The sequence below is a fragment of the Pseudomonas fluorescens genome (assembly GCF_900636825.1).
Classification (GTDB): domain Bacteria; phylum Pseudomonadota; class Gammaproteobacteria; order Pseudomonadales; family Pseudomonadaceae; genus Aquipseudomonas; species Aquipseudomonas fluorescens_BG.
Window position 1 is genome coordinate 2,588,503 of the sequence record NZ_LR134318.1, and the last position, 16,285, is coordinate 2,604,787.

Genomic DNA, 16,285 nt, shown 5'->3' on the forward strand with positions numbered 1-16,285 from the left:
CACTCCATCGGGGATGAATCCCCTCGCCCCAATGATCCTGCTCATCTCGAGGGTCGCTGTTGTTCCGCAGATCGTTACTATCCAGACAAGGCCCGCCCATGACTTCCAAGCGTAACTCCAAAGCGCCCGCCGGCATGGTTCGAGTGCGTGGTGCGCGTGAACACAATCTGAAGAATGTCGATGTCGATATCCCCCGCGATGCGCTGGTGGTGTTCACCGGTGTGTCCGGTTCCGGCAAATCTTCGCTGGCGTTTTCCACGTTGTATGCCGAGGCGCAGCGGCGTTACTTCGAATCCGTGGCGCCATACGCGCGGCGGCTGATCGACCAGGTCGGGGTGCCGGATGTCGACTCCATCGAAGGTCTGCCGCCCGCTGTGGCGTTGCAACAGCAACGCGGTACGCCGAGCGCGCGGTCTTCGGTCGGCAGCGTCACAACTCTGTCGAGTCTGATCCGCATGCTCTATTCGCGCGCCGGCAGTTATCCGCCGGGGCAACCGATGCTGTACGCCGAAGATTTCTCGCCGAATACACCGCAAGGCGCCTGCTCGCAATGCCACGGGCTTGGGCGGGTTTACGAAGTCACCGAAGCGCTGATGGTGCCGGATCCGAACCTGACCATCCGCCAACGCGCGGTCGCATCCTGGCCGCTGGCGTGGCAGGGGCAGAACCTGCGCGACATCCTGGTGACCATGGGCATCGACGTCGATATTCCCTGGAACAAACTGCCGAAAAAGCAGCGTGACTGGATTCTCTTCACCGAAGAAACGCCGACGGTTCCCGTCTACGCCGGGCTGACCCCGGAAGAAACTCGCGTCGCCCTCAAACGCAAGATGGAGCCGAGCTATCAGGGCACCTTCACCGGTGCGCGGCGCTACATCCTGCACACGTTCACCCATTCGCAGAGCGCGCTGATGAAGAAGCGCGTTTCGCAGTTCATGCGCGGCAGTCCTTGCCCGTTGTGTGACGGCAAGCGCCTGAAGCGCGAGGCGCTGTCGGTGACGTTTGCCGGGTACGACATCGGCGAGCTGTCGCAGATGCCGCTGTTGCAAGTCGCCGAAGTGCTGCGGCCAGTTGCGGCGGCGAATTATCTGGAACACGCCGACGAGACCGGTGAGACCCTCACGCATGCGCAAACCCGCGAGGCTCGCCAGCAGCGCGTGGCCGCCGGTGCCAGCGGGCACGCCAGCGCTCCGGATGTGCGGCATACGCCGAATCTGTCGCTGGAGAAGCGTCTGGCAGCGCAGCGGATCGCCGAAGATCTGCTGGAGCGGGTCAGCACGCTGACGGATCTGGGCCTCGGTTACCTGGCCCTGGAACGCAGCACGCCGACGCTGTCGTCCGGCGAGTTGCAGCGTCTGCGGCTGGCGACGCAATTGGGCTCGCAGCTGTTCGGCGTGATCTATGTACTCGACGAGCCGTCCGCCGGTTTGCATCCGGCTGATGGCGAGGCGTTGTTTGCAGCGCTGCAGCGCTTGAAGGCTGACGGCAATACCTTGTTCGTGGTTGAGCATGACGTGGAAACGATGCGTCGCGCCGACTGGCTGATCGATGTCGGCCCGGCGGCGGGAGAGAAGGGCGGGCGCGTGCTGTACAGCGGCCCGCCCGCCGGACTCGCCGAGATTGCGGATTCGCAGACCCGCGCTTATCTGTTCGCTGAGCAACAAGGTGCCGCTCGCACCGCGCGTACGCCGAGCGGCTGGCTGAAGCTGGAGGGCATCACCCGAAATAATCTGAATAGTCTCAGCGCCGAGTTTCCGCTGGGCTGCTTCACGTCAGTGACCGGCGTGTCCGGCTCCGGCAAATCCAGTCTGGTCAGTCAGGCCTTGCTGGAACTGGTGGGCGCGCAGTTGGGGCGTCCTGTGGTCGAAGCCGAAGCGGATGAGCCCAGTCTTGAAGACGATGCACCGCCGCCCAGCAGCGGCCAGATCACGGCGGGGCTGGATTCGATCAAGCGTCTGGTTCAGGTCGATCAGAAACCGATCGGGCGCACGCCGCGTTCGAACCTCGCGACCTACACCGGGCTGTTCGACAATGTGCGCAAACTGTTCGCCGCGACTGCTGAGGCGCGTGACGCCGGGTATGACGCCGGGCAATTTTCTTTCAACGTCGCCAAGGGCCGCTGCGCCACCTGCGAGGGCGAGGGGTTTGTCAGCGTTGAGTTGTTGTTCATGCCCAGCGTGTACGCGCCGTGCCCGACCTGCCACGGCGCTCGCTATAACCCGCAGACCCTGGCGATTCGCTGGCAAGGCCTGAGCATCGCGCAGGTGCTGCAACTGACGGTGGATGAGGCTGTAACGGTGTTTGCCGGGCAGCCGGGGATCCGTCGTTCGCTGGAAGTGCTGCGCGATATTGGCCTGGGTTATCTGCGCTTGGGGCAACCGGCGACGGAACTGTCCGGCGGTGAGGCGCAGCGGATCAAACTGGCGACCGAATTGCAACGCACCCAGCGCGGCGCGACGCTGTACGTGCTGGATGAACCGACCACGGGGCTGCATCCGCGCGACGTCGATCGGTTGCTGGAACAACTCGATACGCTGGTGACGGCGGGGCACACGGTGATCGTGGTCGAGCATGAAATGCGCGTGGTGGCGCAAAGTGATTGGGTGATCGACATCGGTCCGGGGGCGGGGGATCAGGGCGGCCGCATTGTTGCGGCGGGCACCCCGCAGAAAGTCGCGGCCAGCAAGAAAAGCAAGACTGCGCCTTTTCTCGCGCGAGCGCTAAGCCGATGATCGCGGCGCTCAGACCGACGCCATCGCTAGCAGGGCTAGCTCCCACAGGGTTTTGCGGTGAATCTGGAGTTGTTGCGGCACACATCATCTAATGTGGGCCAGCCCTGCTGGCGATAGCGGTGTGTCAGTCAGCTCATTTCTACAGGCATAACCTCATTCTGTACGAGCTGCGGCACGCTGCGATCTTTGACGTTGGAGATCAAAAGATCGCAGCCTCGTTTCACTCGACAGCTCCTACGGGGATTTGCGGTGTGCTGGGGATTGATGCGGCACACAAAACCTTGTGGGAGCCAGCCCTGCTGGCGATGGCGGCGCGTCAGGCGCCGTCGAGTGTGCGGCGCACCTTGTCCAGCAGCTCGCTGATCTGGAACGGTTTGACCAGCATGTCCATGCCGCTGCCAAGGAAGACCTGGCGGTTGAGGGCGGTTTCGGCGTAGCCGGTCATGAACAGGATCGGCAGGCCTGGATGCCAGCCGCGAGCGACGTCCGCCAGTTCACGGCCGCTCATCCGGGGCAGGCCGACATCGGTGAGCAGCAGGTTGATCGATGGATCATTCTGCAATCGCTCCAGCGCCGATTCGATGTCCGCCGCCTGCGTGCAACGATACCCGGCGTCTTCCAGCACTTCGGTGACGAACAACCGCACAGTGGCCATGTCCTCGACGATCAACACATGCTCGCCGCTGCCTTTGGCACCGGGCACCGGTGACGGCGCGTCCGCTCCGGTGGGGTCATTGGTGCCGGGCAGCATGATGGTCACTTCCGTGCCACGACGAGCGACGCTGCGGATATGCGCGTCACCGCCGGACTGACGGGCGAAACCGTAGATCGTCGATAGCCCCAGACCGGTGCCCTGGCCCAGCGGTTTGGTGGTGAAAAACGGTTCGAACACCTTGTCGATCACGTTATGTTCGATGCCGGTGCCATCGTCGCGCACCGACAGCGCCACGTACGCGCCATCGGCCAGATTCGGGTCGCCATGAGAATACGCCGCATAGGTATTGACCCAGATGTTGCCGCCCGAGGGCAGGGCGTCGCGGGCGTTGATCACCAGATTCAGCACCGCGCTTTCCAACTGCACCGGGTCGACCAGTGCAATCGCCGGTTTGTTGGTCAGTTCCAGCTTGAGGATGATGCGTTCGCCAATGGTGCGCACCAGCAATTCTTCGAGCGAACGCACGTGTTCGTTGATGTCCACCGGTCGCGTGTCCAGCGGTTGCTGACGAGCAAACGCGAGCAAGCGGTGAGTCAGGGAAGCGGCGCTCATCGCCGAATTCAATGCCGCATCGGTATAGAACTGCACCTTGTCCAGACGCTCGTCAGCGACGCGCTTTTTGATCAGTTCCAGACTGGTGATGATGCCGGTCAGCAAATTGTTGAAGTCGTGAGCGATGCCGCCAGTGAGCTTGCCCAGGGCATCCATTTTCTGCACTTGCAGCAATTGCGCTTCAGCACGCACGCGTTCGGCAACTTCCTTGGCCAGTTGCGTGGTGGTGTCATCCAGGCGCGCCAAATGCGAGCGCTCGCGATGGCGATGTTCGGTGACGTCCTCGACGAACACCAGACTCAGTTCAGGGGTGCGATACGGCGAAATCTGCCACTCGGTCTCACGCGTTTCGCCTTGGACGCGCATGTTCAGCGTGCCTTTCCAGCGCTCGCCGTCGACCAGGCGCAGGCGCAGTTCGTTGAGGATCGCACTTTGATCGTCGGCGAAGCATTCGCGCAGAGCCTGTTGGTCCTGGTTGTCGAGAATCAGCTGAGTGAAAGCATGGTTGCACTCGTGGACTTTGAGGTTGGCGTCAAGCACCGCGATCGGCGCCGAAACGTTGGCGAAAATTTCGCGAAACCGCGCCTCGCTTTCGCGCAGGGCATTTTCGGTGTCGCGCACTCGCAGCAAGGTGCGCAATGTCGCCAGCAGCACGTCAGGGTCGACCGGATGAATCAGATAAGCATCGGCGCCAGCGTCGAGGCCGGTGATGATGTCGCCGGTCTGGATCGACGCTGCCGACACATGAATCACCGGCAACAGCGCGGTGCGCGGGTCGGCGCGCAGCAAGCGGACAATATCGAAGCCGCTCATGTCCGGCAGATTGACGTCGAGGATCAACGCATCGAGCGCTTCGCTCTCGATCAACGCCAGACCGTCGCTGCCCGTGCCCGCTTCCAGCACCTCGTAGCCGTGGCGCTCCAGGCGCCGGCGCAGGGCGTAACGGGTGGCGACGTTGTCATCGACGATCAACAGGCGGATGTCACGATTCATCGACGTTCTCCATAGCGATTGCCAGCGGGATAATGACAAAAAACGTTGAGCCGACGCCAGGCGTGCTTTGGACGCCTACTTCGCCGCCCAGCAGAGCCGCGAAACGCTTGCACAATGACAGGCCCAGACCGGTGCCGCGCAAGCGTTTTTGCAGCGGCGAATCGACCTGGGAGAAATCCTCGAACAAGGTGTCATGCAACTCTGGCGCGATGCCGATGCCAGTGTCGCTGACGGCGAAGCGAATCTGGTCTTCACCTTCCATGCGCGCCGATACGCGCACCTCGCCACGGGTGGTGAATTTCAGCGAGTTGGAAATGAAGTTGCGCAAGATCTGCCCGAGCTTCTTGTCATCGGTGTACAGACGGGGCAGACCGCTGGGTTCTTCGAAGATCAAGTCCACGGTGGAGGCATCGACGATCGGCCGGAACATCCCCCGCAAGGCCGAGAACAGGTCGAACATGTCGAACCAGGCCGGTGAGATGGTGATGCGCCCGGCTTCGATTTTCGCCAGATCGAGCAGGTCGTCGACCATGTCACTGAGCTCGCGAGCCGCTGTACTGACAAACGCAACCTGCTTGTGTTGCTCAGGACTCAGCGGGCCGTCGAGTTCGTCGGCGAGCAGACTGTTGATACTCAGAATCGAGCCCAGCGGCGTGCGGAACTCATGGCTCATGTAGGACAGAAAACGGCTTTTCAGATCCGACGCCTGGCGCAATTCTTCGGCTTGATTGTCGAGTTCGCCGTACAGCGCCAGAACGCCCTGGTTGGTCTCGTCGAGTTCTTCGCGCAGCGCCGTGATTTCGGCCTGCAACCGGGCAATGCACGCTGCCTGTTCGGCAGGGCTCAGCGTTGTCGAGTCAGCCATGTGCGGCCTCCAGGGCAACGACCAGCACCGTGACGTCATCGCGCCCGCGGCAGAAGTCGCGGTGCAGGACGCTGGCTATCACGGCAGGGTGGCGATGCACCAGACCGGGGTAGTCTTGAAGGTTCCAACGGGACTGTAAGCCGTCGCTGTACATAATCAATAAATGTCCGTTCACGTGAGCATAGTCAAAAGGTTTGGCTTTTCGGTACTGAGCACCGACGATGCCAGGATGCGAGGCCAGACCGCGCGATTTGCCATCCCCCAACAGGGTGGCGCCGATGTTGCCGACACCGGCGAAGGTCAAGCCGTCGCGCTGGCTGTCGAATTGGGTGAAAGCGACCGCGCCACCGCGGGTACCGAGCATTCCCTGATGCAGGTCTTCCATCAATACCACAGGATCGGCAAACGGCGCCCGGGCGAATGCCTCGGCGCCGGCCAGACCCGCGCGCTCGGCTTCTTCGCCATGACCGAGTCCGTCGACAACCAGCGCGCTAAGTCTTGTGCGGGCGTAAGCCAGGTACCAGACATCGCCGCACGCTGGATCGGCATGCAGCGAATGCTGGCTGACACCAAAGCGCACATCGGCGTGACGATCGCTGCGCGGATAGATCCGCGCCAACAGCACAGCGCCACGGTGGTCCGCGTAGACATCAAACACGTTGGTCTGACGCGATACCGCGCCGAGACCGATGCCTTGCGTGCCGCCGGTGGAAAAACCGTCCGCCAGACAGGCGTCAAGGTCAAAGCCCTGCGCCCGGTCCACAGTCTGCATTTCAATGCCGAAAGCGTTATCGGGCCGTGGCACCACGCGCAGGTGGAATTCGCCGCCCTGGGCATGTTTGAGCACGTTGCTGGCCAGTTCCGTGGCCACCAGCGCCACGCGCCCGGCATCGTTTTCATCGAAGCCGTGCTGCTCGGCGAGTTTCTGCGCGGTGCGCCGCGCGTGCCCGATCTGACTGCTGTCCTCGATCGGCAAAACCTGGGTCAACGACCCGGCGATATTCATGTCCATCGGGTGATCGTTATGCGTGTGCCTTTGCCGGGCTCAGTGTCGAGTTCGAATTCATTGACCAGTCGCTTGGCGCCAGTCAGGCCAAGGCCCAGTCCGCCGCCCGAGGTCCAGCCATCGGTCATCGCCAGTTTGATGTCGGGAATGCCCGGACCTTGGTCACGGAAAGTCAGGCGCAGGCCGACGCGGCCGTTTTCCTCAAGGATCTGCCAATCCATGTCGCCGCCACCGCCATAGACCATGGTGTTGCGCGCCAGCTCACTGACGGCGGTCACCAGTTTGGTCAGGTCGATCAGGCGCATGCCGCATTCGGTGGCGAGCTTGCGCGTGGTCTGGCGGGCCAGTACCACGTCCTGTTCAATCAGAATGGGTTGAGTACCGCTGCTGCGCACGGTCATTGCAGGCGTACTCGGTCCTGTAGCAGTTTCATCCCGCGTTCGACGTTGAGGGCGGTGCTGACACCCGGCAAGGTCATGCCCAGCTCGACGAGGGTAATCGCCACCGCCGGTTGCATGCCGACCAGCACGGTTTCGGCGTCCATGATTTTCGACAACCCGGAAATGGTGCCAATCATGCGCCCGATGAACGAATCGACCATGTCCAGCGCGGAAATGTCGATCAACACACCGCGCGCCGAAGTCCGGCTGATGCGCTCGGACAAATCATCCTGCAAGGTCAGGGCGAGTTGGTCGTGCATGTCGACCTGAATGGTCACCAGCAGCAAATCGCCCATTTGAAGAATCGGAATACGTTCCATCGGCTCAGACCGCTTTGCCGAGGCTGATGCCCAGGCGCGTCAGGGCCAGCTTCAAGGCGTCGGCCAGATTAGCCTTGGTGACTACGCCCTGCAGATCCAGGCCCAGGTGCACGATGGTTTGCGCAATTTGCGGACGCACGCCGCTGATGATGCAATCGGCGCCCATCAGGCGAATCGCGGTCACGGTTTTCAGCAGGTGCTGGGCGACGAGGGTGTCAACGGTTGGCACGCCGGTGATGTCGATGATGGCGATTTCCGAACCGGTGTCGACGATGCGCTGCAGCAGCGACTCCATCACCACTTGGGTGCGCTGCGAATCGAGGGTGCCGATCATCGGCAGGGCGAGTACGCCATCCCACAGCTTGACCACCGGCGTCGACAGTTCCAGCAGTTCTTCCTGCTGACGCTTGATCACCGCTTCGCGGGATTTCTGGAAGGTGCCGATGGTGTGCATGCCTGCGGTGTCGAGCAGCTCGGACATTTCCAGCAGTTGCTCAGCAAGCAGTGCCGGCTGGTCCTGGTAGTGGTTTTGCAGCAGAGCGAACACTGGGCCCTTCAGCGCGAAAATGAAGTTGGCGGTCTGCTGGGAATCCTGGCCGAGCAGGGCGCGGCTCTGCGACAGCTTTTCCAGAAACTGGCGAGTGTCTTCCCAGCCGGCGGCAGTGATCTTGCTGCCATTGCCGCTTTCAAGGCCGTTGAGCAGCAACTGCAGAAGATCGCGGGTCTGTTGCGTCAGGTCGTGTTCTTTGAGATTGCGCGTGGCGCCGCTGGCTTCGAGACGCTTGGTCCACTCACTCAACAGTTGAGCCTGGTTGTTCTTGATTGCTTCGACTGTGCTGTTCTGCAGTGCTGCCATGTGCGTGTCGCTCCGTTACGTATGGGGGGCCGGCTCAGCGAAATGACCGGCGCGAATTGACTGACATTTGCCGCCTGAAATAGTTGTCCATTTCGCGGTGAATTTTTCTGCCTGTCGCGTCGAACGCCCCGTTAATTCTAGTCGGCGTGGCAACAGGCAACGATGTTTTGAACGAATCAGTGGCGTCAGGCTTCGAATCTGCAAGCCCGACGTTTTCCAGTCGTGCTGGAAGAAGGATGCAGGACTATGAATGAGGTGGATATGAACGAGCAAGCGCCGCGAGAGCAAAATCAGTCCTCTGAACCAATTAATCGCAATGATCCCGCGATCGATCCGCAAACTCCGGGGCAAACTCCGCCTGCGCCAAGCGAGAAAGGCCAAGCAGACAGCGCCTCCACCGAGGTCGATCAAAAGCAGCATCACAGCGATAACAGCAACGACTTCAGCCCCGGCTTCAAGCCCGACCCTGACCGTCCTGCGCCGGGAGAAAGCACCGACGCCGATATCGACACTGACGGCGGTTGATCGCCGCAACGCAAAAGGCCGCATCCATGGATGCGGCCTTTTTTATGCCCGGGAGTTTTATTTGCTCGGGTGTTTGGCTTGCAGCTCTTTGGCATGGGCCAGATGTTTTTCCAGCGCCGGGAGCATTTTCTGCGCAAACGCTTTCAGTTCAGTTGCGCCCTTGGCCTTGTCGTCGGTCACGGTGTTCGCCTGTTTCTTGAACAGCTCGATGGTTTCCTGGTGAGCCATCACCTGGTTGTTCGCGTAAGCCGCATCGAACGATTCATCGCGCATATCGAGGATTTTTTCCTTGGCCTGTTTGACCAAAGTAGTGGTGTCCGGGACTTCGATGTCGTTGGCTTTGGCGATCGCCGCCAGCTCATCGTTGGCCTTGCTGTGATCGGTGATCATCTGGTTTGCAAAGGCTTTGATGTCAGCGGACTGGCTCTTTTCCAGGGCCAGGCGACTGGTTTCGATTTCAGCGATGCCACCAGCGGCGGCGTTATCGACAAAGTCGTTGTCGGTCGCAGCGAAGGCGCTGCCCATGCCGGTGCTCAGTGCAACAGCCAGAGCGAGATGACGCAGGTTGAATCCGTCCATTGGGTATCTCCACGCAGGTTTTTGTGAGCGTTATCCAATGGAGCGGGTGCAGCCGTGAAAGGTTTTATCGCGTTTACGACAGGGCGACGAACGGCAACCGCTGGTCTGACAGGGAGTCGACAGAAGCTATCGCGCAAGGCCATGCTGATAATGAGTCAGCGCATCGGTCGCGCTGGTTGTCCAATCAAATTGTTGGAGGTGTTTCATGCCGGTTTCACATGATCTGTATCAGGACCTGGGTTGCAAGAAGGAAGAGATCGAGCAAAAACGCTCCGAGGATCCGAAGCTGGATTCGTTGCTCAACAAATACTTCGATGTTGATGCTGAAGTGGTCGAGGCCGAGACCGCCCAATCAGATGCCCCCAGCGATGACGAGCTGAAAAAGCTCAAGGAGAAACGGGTGATCGTCAAAGAGCAGATCGTCGCGCGTCTGGCGGGGCAATCTTTGACCGGCCAGTAGCCGACTGACCGGCGGTCGCAGACTGACCGGAACGACAATCCCCGACGGCACCTCGAATGTTCAGAGTCATCCATCATCGACTCCTGGCGAGGTGCCTTATGAACGATCCCAAATTCCCCAGTGAAGAGCAGGGCGGATTCGACCCGATTCCGAAGCGTCCCGAACCGAATAGCCCGGCGCACACCACGGCCATTCCGGAAGAGCCGGACCCGAATCTGCCGGAAGATGAAGATCCCGAGAAGTTCGACAGGTCCAGCAACTGATTGACCGCTATCGCCAGCAGGGCTGGCTCCCACAGGTTTTCGGCGTGTGACAAATGTCAGGGTCAACCTGTTTCACTGTGGGAGCCAGCCCTGCTGGCGATAGCGTCGCTCCATGCGACAGAAATTCATCTCAACGCCGCTTCCAACGGCATCCGCGCCATATGCGACGCCTTCAACGAGCCGAAATACAACCACTGCCCATATTCGCGCACCGTGGTAATCGGCGAGTAATTGTCGTCGCTGGCATCCTGCAGATTGGCAATCACTTTGCCGTCCAGATCCAGCCCCAACACGAAGCCGCGCTTCTCCACCGGTTTCGGCAAAACCGTCAGTGCCCGGACAATCATTTTGCGCATGAACGGATGCCCGGCGGTGCCGTCGAGCAGAGCATTGCGCGGTGCATACAGCGCCACCCAAAAGCGGTTGCTGCCATTGAACGCGAGGTTGTCCGGCAGCCCCGGCAGGTTATCGATAAACACGTCATGGGTGCCGGCCTTCGGGCCCCTCAGCCAATAACGGCTGATGCGATAGGCGCCGGTTTCGTTGACCAGCACGTAGGCTTCGTCCGGGCCGAGGGTCACGCCGTTGGCAAACTGCAGTTTATTCAGCAGCACCGAGGTCTTGCCGGTCTGAAAGTCATAGCGCAGCAGACGGCCGTCGCCGCCGTGCTCGATGATTGCCTCGCCGTCACGACCGTAACCCCAACGGCTGGAGGCGTCGCTGAAGTAGGCGAAATGTCCTGACTTGTCGATGACCACGTCATCGGTGAAACCGAACGCGACACCGTTGGCGTCGGTGGTGAGCGGAATCAATCGGCCTTGCGCGTCTAAAGACAACAAGCCTTTGACCGCGTCGGCAATCACCAGCATCCCGTTCGGATGGCGGGCGAGGCCCAGGGGGCGCCCGCCGGTATCGGCGAGAACTTTGCGTTCCTGGCCGTCGAGGCTGGTGCGGATCAAACGACCGTCGTGCAGCCCGGTGATCAGAAAATCCTCTTCCAGCAGCAATGCCTCGGGGCCTTCGATATCGCTCGGGCCGATTTTGGCCGCGCCTTTGAGTTTCTGGTTTTCGGCATAAATGCCCTCGGTCAGAGATGGCGCGGCCATCGGGTTCCAGGCCTGCGGTTCAACTTGAGTGGGCATCAGCAGCAGGAACCCGATAACGACCAACGCCAGCAACAATAATCCATGCCGTACCTTCACGCGCTGGCCCTCGCCGAAGCCAGGTATCGTCCGGCCATGTCGCGCAGCGCCAGCATTGATTCGGCGGACTCGCGCTCAATGCGGCGTTTGAGCAACAGCCTATTGGCGATGCGCATGGGTAACCCGTCGAAGCGATAATCGAGCGTGCGTATAAAACGCGTGTCGCTGCCGGTGGCGCTGCATTCGTAGGTCAGCGACAACGACAATCCGCGATCGCCCTGCGCGCGTGCACACCAACGTCGGCCGGGCAGATACTCGGTGACTTCCCATCGCAGATGACCACTACGGCCGCCGGCGTTGATGTCTTCTTCGAAGGAATCGCCAGCGTGCAGTGGGCCGTGCGCGCCATCAATCTTCAGCGAAGACGGATGCCACTCGGGCCAGCGGCTGACGCTCGCCGCGTAAGCGAGCACGGCAACGGGGTCGCCGGCGATGTCGATCTGGTGCTGCATACGGGTCATGGGCATTCTCGAGTAGCTCAGAGGAGCGAATTCCGGCTCCCAATAAAGGGTGCCGAACAGGTAATCCATCAGCGGCAGGACAATGTTGAAATTGCGCTCCTGCATGCGCTCGCGACGGTGATGCAGTTCGTGCAGGCGGCGCATCTGGCGAATCCACGGCAGGCGCGTCAGCGGGTTGTCCGCAGGCAGATGTTCGCAGGCATGGAACACCTCGTAAGTGAGATAACCCAGCACCATGCAACCTGCAAACAGCCCGGCAACGTTGGCATTGAACTGCGCGAGCAGCCACCAGAGCGGCAGCGTGAACACGAGCGTGTGCAACACGATCAGCCACGCCGGAAAGAGGATCACCCGCCAGTCGCGGGCACTGTCGTACGTCATGTGGCCGGGCGTGAAGAAGCTGTGATGGTCACCGGCATGCCGGGCGTAAAACATCTTCGCGAAGGATTTTTTATGATGGCCGAGATGGCGGTGAACCATGTACACGCCGAAATTGAAGAACAGCAAAGTCAGCGGCACGGTCAGCCATTGCAACAAGCTTACGTGCTCCAAGGTACTCCAGAATGCCGCGATGGCCAGCACGCCGAACAGCAGCACGAACGCGCCGTGCAGCCACGGGTTGTAGCGCGGATGTATGGCCGCGCGATAACGGCTGCGGAATACCTCAGTGGTCTGCCTCACTGCGCTCACCTGTCGGGTACTGGAAATGTACCCGGCAGATTAGCCGATCCGGCCGTTTGTGCCGCTCAGACCTAGAGGTCAGTTGCGCCATCATCCGGTGTAAAACGCACAACTCAGCTCAATGGGTTCCAGCGCTGGGACCAGTCGTCATCGGTTTTGATCACGTCGCGCAGCAGATCGAAGGCTTGCTGCAGGATCAGCGAGTCGCGGTCGCGCGAGTACACAAGATAGGTCGGATAGCCAAATTCCGGGGCTTTGGTCACCGCTTCCAGCGCGCCGTTTTCCAGATAGGTACGCACCACGCGCGTGCGGAAATAGCCGCTGCCGCCGTGTTCGAGAATGTATTGAAGGGCCAGCGGGCCAAGGTTGAAACTCAGCGCCGCTTTGGCTTTTTCCGGCAGCGCGGCATCGTGCTGACGACGAAAATCCGGGCCCCAGTCGATATAAACGTAGGGGTCCGGGCGGTCGGGCGCGCGAACCAGAATGAGTTTTTCTTCCAGCACTTGCTCGACCTGCAAGCCCGGCCAGTATTCCGGCTGGTAGACCAGCGCGGCATCGAGTACGCCGAGTTCGAGTTGTCGCAGCAGGTTTTCGCCGTCGCGGATTTCCATGCGCAAGGCATGGCTCGGAATCTTCTCACGCAACTCTGCCGCCCAACTGAGCATCAACGGGTTGCACAAGCTGACTTCGCCGCCGATGTGCAACACGTTGTGGTAGCCCTCGGGCAGCGGCAGGTCGCGGCGTGCCGCCTCCCACGTCTGCACCAGTTGATTGGCGTAGATCACGAACGCCTCGCCATTGGGCGTCAGCTTCGCCCCGGCACGGTTGCGCACGAACAGCGTGCTGCCCAACTGGCTCTCGAGTTTCTGCACGCGCGCGGTGATCGCCGTTTGCGTGACGAACAGTTTCTGCGCCGCTGCGGCGAGACTGCCGTGGCGAACGATTTCCAGAAAGGTGCGGGCGAGGTCGATGTCCATGGGCGGGCCGGTGGTGAAGGTGCGCGTAGTGTAAGGGGCAGGCCGGGTCGACTCCACCATCCCGTAGGAGCTGTCGAGTGAAACGAGGCTGCGATCTTTTGCTCCTGATGTTGATTTACCGACCAGGAATCAAAAGATCGCAGCGTGCCGAACTCCTACACGAGTTCTCCTCATCGACGACCAGAGCCTGCGGAAATCGGAGCGTTTGCGCCAAGTGTGGGGAAACTTCCGACGAGTATTTCAGGTTGGTCGTCGGACGCGCGGGCTATAGCATGAGTCCTGACATTGAAGTCATCGAGCACATTGATTGCTCTGAAAACGCACTAAGGACGGAACATGCGAATCCCAATGCTGGAAAGCCATACACCCGCTTACTCCTCGCGCCATTATTGGCGCGACGATCGCGCCAGATGCCCCTCGGAGGCTGTCCCCATGCCCACCGCCAAAGCGCACCGGCTCACGGGCTTGAAGAAGCTCGAGGGCAAGCCTCTGGAGTTGCTCCTGCGTGGGCAAGACACCGGCGACGACCCGATGCTCATTTTGCGTTGCACAAGCGAAGGGTTTGAATTGGCCGATGTGATCAACATGATCGCAACCTGCGAGACCTATCAGCAGGGCGAACTGGTCAAGCGTATCACCGGCAAGTCCGTCAGAGCTGTGCGACGCCTGCTCAAGGAAGGCATTGCGCTGCGGCTGGACACGCAGCAGAGCATCATCGCCTACCAATATGCCCTCGCGCTGGAGCTGGCCACCGAGGTGTTCGGCCAGCAGCTAAAGGCCGAGTCCTGGCTGCAACAACCCGCCAAATACTTTTACGGTCATGTGCCGCTCGATCTGGTTGGGCATGCATTGGGGTTCAGAATGGTTGAGGAGTATCTGAACCAGATCAAATACGGGGTTTACCAATGAATCCCTTGCCCTGGGATGATCGCTGGTACGCCTGGCGGCTGGATCGCGAGGTGTACAGCGATACCTGGGACAGCGGCCTGGGATCGAAACGCGACGGCGGCCGCTGGAATACGCCTGGCCGGCGAGTCGTTTATGCCTCAGTCGATCCCTCCACCGCGATTCTGGAGGTGGCCGCCCATGGCAGTTTCGATGCGCTTGATCAGGAGCGTTATGTGCTGACCTGCTTTGAAATCATTCACGAAGCCAGTGTCAGGATTGTGCAACCGGAAGACGTGCCCAATCCGCATTGGCTGAACCCGATGAAGACGTCGCCCAACCAGCGAAAGTTCGCCGACGCACTTTTGGCTGAACATCCGTTCATATTGGTGCCCTCGGTGGCAACCCGTCATTCATGGAATCTGCTGGTGAGCTGCGATCTGGCGGAAGGTCAGTTCCGAATGGTTTCGCAAGAACGTTTTGGGCTGGATACGCGTTTACTGCAAGAGGTCTGATCTGCGCTCAAGCAGCGGTGGCGAGCCCGAGCGATGCACTGGCGTCGACTGCTTAAAACGACAAATCCCGCGATTAAGCGGGACTTGTTTGTACCAAGTGGCTTCTTACGAAGGGAACAGCTCGGACAGTTTCATCGACAGCATCATGTCGCCTTCAACGCGCAGTTTGCCGCCCATGAACGCTTGCATGCCGTCGGTTTCGCCGCTGACGATGTCCTTCAGTGTCTGGCTGTCCAGCACCAGCGTGCAGTTGGCGTCCGGGTTTTCGCCTTCCTGGATGTCGCAAGTGCCGTCTTTGACGATCAGTGCGTATTGCTTGTCTTCGTCGGTGATGTTGAAACCGAAGACCAGATCCAGACCGGCAGCAGCGGCTGGGTTGAACTTGGCTTGCATTGCTTTTACGGCATCAGCTACGGAGGTCATGGTTCGATCCTTTCTTGGTAGTAGGAGCTGGGTGGTTACAGCCAGGGTCACAGTTAGCCGGACTCAGCGGAAAGTGATGAGTTCCGGGGCCTTCAGCAGTTGCAGGTGTGCGTGACTGTTGAAGGAAGCCAGAGCCACCTCGCGACCACGAAATTTCAGTTGGTTGAGCGAGGTGTTGACGATTTGCCAGTTCAATTCAAAAGCCTGTCGGGCAGGCATTTGCGTAATCAGGTGGAGCAGGGCGGTGATGGTGCCGCCGGATGTGAAGACGGCGATTTTCTGGTTCTTTTCCGCCAGATCAAGAATTCGCTGCAGCCCGGCCTGAACCCGTTCGACGAAGCCCAGCCAGCTCTCCAGCCCGGGCGTGTCGTAGGTCCCGGCCAGCCAGCGCTCGATGATCAGAGCGAAGATGCGCTGAAATTCGCCGCGGTTTTGTGCGGCGTTGCGCAGGATGTCGAGGGCCTCCGGTTCTTCGGGCAGCAGCGCCGGGAGCAGGGCGCGGATCACCGCATCGGCATCGAATTCATTGAACGCGGAATCGGTTTCCAGGATCGGTACCGGCAAGCCCTTGGCGCTGAACTGCTCAAGCGCACTGGCAGCGGTGTCTTGTTGGCGGCGCAGATCGCCCGCCAGGCAGCGATCGAAGCTGATGCCCAGTTCAGCGAGATACTGACCGAGGATTTCCGCCTGGCGCACACCGGTCGGCGACAGGACGTCATAGTCGTCTGCACCAAAGGAGGCCTGGCCATGTCGAATCAGATAGATGCTGCCCACGTCCGCGTCGTCCCGGTACGTTGAAGGTTTGGCGAGGTTATGAGGATGGCGGAGAGCTGTC

The 16,285-nt window shown here is 60.5% G+C and carries 18 protein-coding genes; 6 read left to right on the forward strand and 12 right to left on the reverse strand.

From position 1 onward, the window contains the following. Window positions 1-98 precede the first annotated feature (98 nt). Window positions 99-2,732: an excinuclease ABC subunit UvrA gene (locus EL257_RS11705; RefSeq protein WP_126362704.1), complete on the forward strand. Its 2,634-nt coding sequence runs from the start codon at window positions 99-101 to the stop codon at window positions 2,730-2,732. Between the two features lie 316 nt (window positions 2,733-3,048). On the opposite strand, the gene EL257_RS11710 is transcribed toward EL257_RS11705, so the two are convergent. From EL257_RS11710 to EL257_RS11735, 6 genes are read right to left on the reverse strand one after another with little or no spacing between them, the layout of a single operon-like run. Next, complete coding sequence (locus tag EL257_RS11710; RefSeq protein WP_126362706.1) at window positions 3,049-4,992, reverse strand: response regulator; 1,944 nt, start codon at window positions 4,990-4,992, stop codon at window positions 3,049-3,051. Then, window positions 4,982-5,857, reverse strand: a complete 876-nt coding sequence (locus tag EL257_RS11715; protein WP_126362708.1) for a sensor histidine kinase — start codon at window positions 5,855-5,857, stop codon at window positions 4,982-4,984. Before EL257_RS11715 ends, EL257_RS11710 begins: the two co-directional genes overlap by 11 nt. Continuing rightward, complete coding sequence (locus tag EL257_RS11720; RefSeq protein ID WP_126368059.1) at window positions 5,850-6,863, reverse strand: ATP-binding protein; 1,014 nt, start codon at window positions 6,861-6,863, stop codon at window positions 5,850-5,852. Before EL257_RS11720 ends, EL257_RS11715 begins: the two co-directional genes overlap by 8 nt. Beyond that, window positions 6,860-7,264 (reverse strand): anti-sigma regulatory factor, encoded by a 405-nt coding sequence (locus EL257_RS11725; RefSeq protein ID WP_126362710.1) that lies wholly within the window; start codon window positions 7,262-7,264, stop codon window positions 6,860-6,862. Before EL257_RS11725 ends, EL257_RS11720 begins: the two co-directional genes overlap by 4 nt. Then, window positions 7,261-7,623, reverse strand: coding sequence for an STAS domain-containing protein (locus tag EL257_RS11730; protein WP_090283199.1), 363 nt, complete (start codon window positions 7,621-7,623; stop codon window positions 7,261-7,263). Before EL257_RS11730 ends, EL257_RS11725 begins: the two co-directional genes overlap by 4 nt. A gap of 4 nt (window positions 7,624-7,627) precedes the next feature. Beyond that, window positions 7,628-8,479 carry an STAS domain-containing protein gene (locus tag EL257_RS11735; protein ID WP_126362712.1) on the reverse strand — a complete coding sequence of 284 codons (852 nt, stop codon included), beginning with the start codon at window positions 8,477-8,479 and terminating at the stop codon, window positions 7,628-7,630. 261 nt (window positions 8,480-8,740) lie between these two features. On the opposite strand from EL257_RS11735, the gene EL257_RS11740 reads away from it, so the two are divergent. Then, window positions 8,741-9,004 (forward strand): hypothetical protein, encoded by a 264-nt coding sequence (locus tag EL257_RS11740; protein ID WP_126368061.1) that lies wholly within the window; start codon window positions 8,741-8,743, stop codon window positions 9,002-9,004. Between the two features lie 57 nt (window positions 9,005-9,061). Here the strand turns inward: EL257_RS11740 and EL257_RS11745 are convergent, their stop codons facing one another. After that, on the reverse strand, window positions 9,062-9,583 hold the full coding sequence (locus EL257_RS11745) for a DUF4142 domain-containing protein (RefSeq protein WP_126362714.1): 522 nt from the start codon (window positions 9,581-9,583) through the stop codon (window positions 9,062-9,064). A 205-nt stretch (window positions 9,584-9,788) separates the two neighbouring features. On the opposite strand from EL257_RS11745, the gene EL257_RS11750 reads away from it, so the two are divergent. Both EL257_RS11750 and EL257_RS27740 read left to right on the forward strand, forming a co-directional pair. Further along, window positions 9,789-10,043, forward strand: coding sequence for a DUF465 domain-containing protein (locus tag EL257_RS11750; protein ID WP_126362716.1), 255 nt, complete (start codon window positions 9,789-9,791; stop codon window positions 10,041-10,043). 98 nt (window positions 10,044-10,141) lie between these two features. Next, window positions 10,142-10,306: a hypothetical protein gene (locus EL257_RS27740; RefSeq protein WP_172604471.1), complete on the forward strand. Its 165-nt coding sequence runs from the start codon at window positions 10,142-10,144 to the stop codon at window positions 10,304-10,306. 125 nt (window positions 10,307-10,431) lie between these two features. Here EL257_RS27740 and EL257_RS11755 read toward each other — a convergent pair whose 3' ends face one another. The 3 genes from EL257_RS11755 to EL257_RS11765 all read right to left on the reverse strand — a co-directional run bounded on the left by EL257_RS11755 (window position 10,432) and on the right by EL257_RS11765 (window position 13,627). Beyond that, entirely contained in the window at window positions 10,432-11,448 is a 1,017-nt protein-coding gene (locus EL257_RS11755) for an SMP-30/gluconolactonase/LRE family protein (RefSeq protein WP_419866596.1), read from the reverse strand. A gap of 56 nt (window positions 11,449-11,504) precedes the next feature. Further along, window positions 11,505-12,650, reverse strand: a complete 1,146-nt coding sequence (locus EL257_RS11760; RefSeq protein WP_126362721.1) for an SRPBCC family protein — start codon at window positions 12,648-12,650, stop codon at window positions 11,505-11,507. Between the two features lie 113 nt (window positions 12,651-12,763). Continuing rightward, on the reverse strand, window positions 12,764-13,627 hold the full coding sequence (locus tag EL257_RS11765) for a LysR family transcriptional regulator (RefSeq protein WP_126362723.1): 864 nt from the start codon (window positions 13,625-13,627) through the stop codon (window positions 12,764-12,766). Window positions 13,628-13,963: 336 nt separating this feature from the next. Between EL257_RS11765 and EL257_RS11770 the strand changes: the two genes are divergently transcribed. Further along, window positions 13,964-14,536 (forward strand): MbcA/ParS/Xre antitoxin family protein, encoded by a 573-nt coding sequence (locus tag EL257_RS11770; RefSeq protein WP_331852542.1) that lies wholly within the window; start codon window positions 13,964-13,966, stop codon window positions 14,534-14,536. Continuing rightward, on the forward strand, window positions 14,533-15,027 hold the full coding sequence (locus EL257_RS11775) for an RES family NAD+ phosphorylase (RefSeq protein ID WP_126362725.1): 495 nt from the start codon (window positions 14,533-14,535) through the stop codon (window positions 15,025-15,027). Before EL257_RS11770 ends, EL257_RS11775 begins: the two co-directional genes overlap by 4 nt. 105 nt (window positions 15,028-15,132) lie before the next feature. Here the strand turns inward: EL257_RS11775 and EL257_RS11780 are convergent, their stop codons facing one another. Both EL257_RS11780 and EL257_RS11785 read right to left on the reverse strand, forming a co-directional pair. Further along, on the reverse strand, window positions 15,133-15,450 hold the full coding sequence (locus EL257_RS11780; protein WP_016774477.1) for an SCP2 sterol-binding domain-containing protein: 318 nt from the start codon (window positions 15,448-15,450) through the stop codon (window positions 15,133-15,135). Between the two features lie 63 nt (window positions 15,451-15,513). Then, window positions 15,514-16,224: a histidine phosphatase family protein gene (locus EL257_RS11785; RefSeq protein WP_126362727.1), complete on the reverse strand. Its 711-nt coding sequence runs from the start codon at window positions 16,222-16,224 to the stop codon at window positions 15,514-15,516. Window positions 16,225-16,285 lie beyond the last annotated feature (61 nt).

Bases quoted from the DNA above. Each gene is read 5' to 3' on its own strand.
- EL257_RS11750 (WP_126362716.1), top strand. From the start codon at position 9,789: ATGCCGGTTTCACATGATCTGTATCAGGACCTGGGTTGCAAGAAGGAA.
- EL257_RS11705 (WP_126362704.1), top strand. From the start codon at position 99: ATGACTTCCAAGCGTAACTCCAAAGCGCCCGCCGGCATGGTTCGAGTG.
- EL257_RS11710 (WP_126362706.1), bottom strand. From the start codon at position 4,992: ATGAATCGTGACATCCGCCTGTTGATCGTCGATGACAACGTCGCCACC.
- EL257_RS11765 (WP_126362723.1), bottom strand. From the start codon at position 13,627: ATGGACATCGACCTCGCCCGCACCTTTCTGGAAATCGTTCGCCACGGC.
- EL257_RS27740 (WP_172604471.1), top strand. From the start codon at position 10,142: ATGAACGATCCCAAATTCCCCAGTGAAGAGCAGGGCGGATTCGACCCG.
- EL257_RS11745 (WP_126362714.1), bottom strand. From the start codon at position 9,583: ATGGACGGATTCAACCTGCGTCATCTCGCTCTGGCTGTTGCACTGAGC.
- EL257_RS11755 (WP_419866596.1), bottom strand. From the start codon at position 11,448: ATGCCCACTCAAGTTGAACCGCAGGCCTGGAACCCGATGGCCGCGCCA.
- EL257_RS11770 (WP_331852542.1), top strand. From the start codon at position 13,964: ATGCGAATCCCAATGCTGGAAAGCCATACACCCGCTTACTCCTCGCGC.
- EL257_RS11725 (WP_126362710.1), bottom strand. From the start codon at position 7,264: ATGACCGTGCGCAGCAGCGGTACTCAACCCATTCTGATTGAACAGGAC.
- EL257_RS11780 (WP_016774477.1), bottom strand. From the start codon at position 15,450: ATGACCTCCGTAGCTGATGCCGTAAAAGCAATGCAAGCCAAGTTCAAC.
- EL257_RS11740 (WP_126368061.1), top strand. From the start codon at position 8,741: ATGAACGAGCAAGCGCCGCGAGAGCAAAATCAGTCCTCTGAACCAATT.
- EL257_RS11715 (WP_126362708.1), bottom strand. From the start codon at position 5,857: ATGGCTGACTCGACAACGCTGAGCCCTGCCGAACAGGCAGCGTGCATT.
- EL257_RS11730 (WP_090283199.1), bottom strand. From the start codon at position 7,623: ATGGAACGTATTCCGATTCTTCAAATGGGCGATTTGCTGCTGGTGACC.
- EL257_RS11720 (WP_126368059.1), bottom strand. From the start codon at position 6,863: ATGAATATCGCCGGGTCGTTGACCCAGGTTTTGCCGATCGAGGACAGC.
- EL257_RS11735 (WP_126362712.1), bottom strand. From the start codon at position 8,479: ATGGCAGCACTGCAGAACAGCACAGTCGAAGCAATCAAGAACAACCAG.
- EL257_RS11775 (WP_126362725.1), top strand. From the start codon at position 14,533: ATGAATCCCTTGCCCTGGGATGATCGCTGGTACGCCTGGCGGCTGGAT.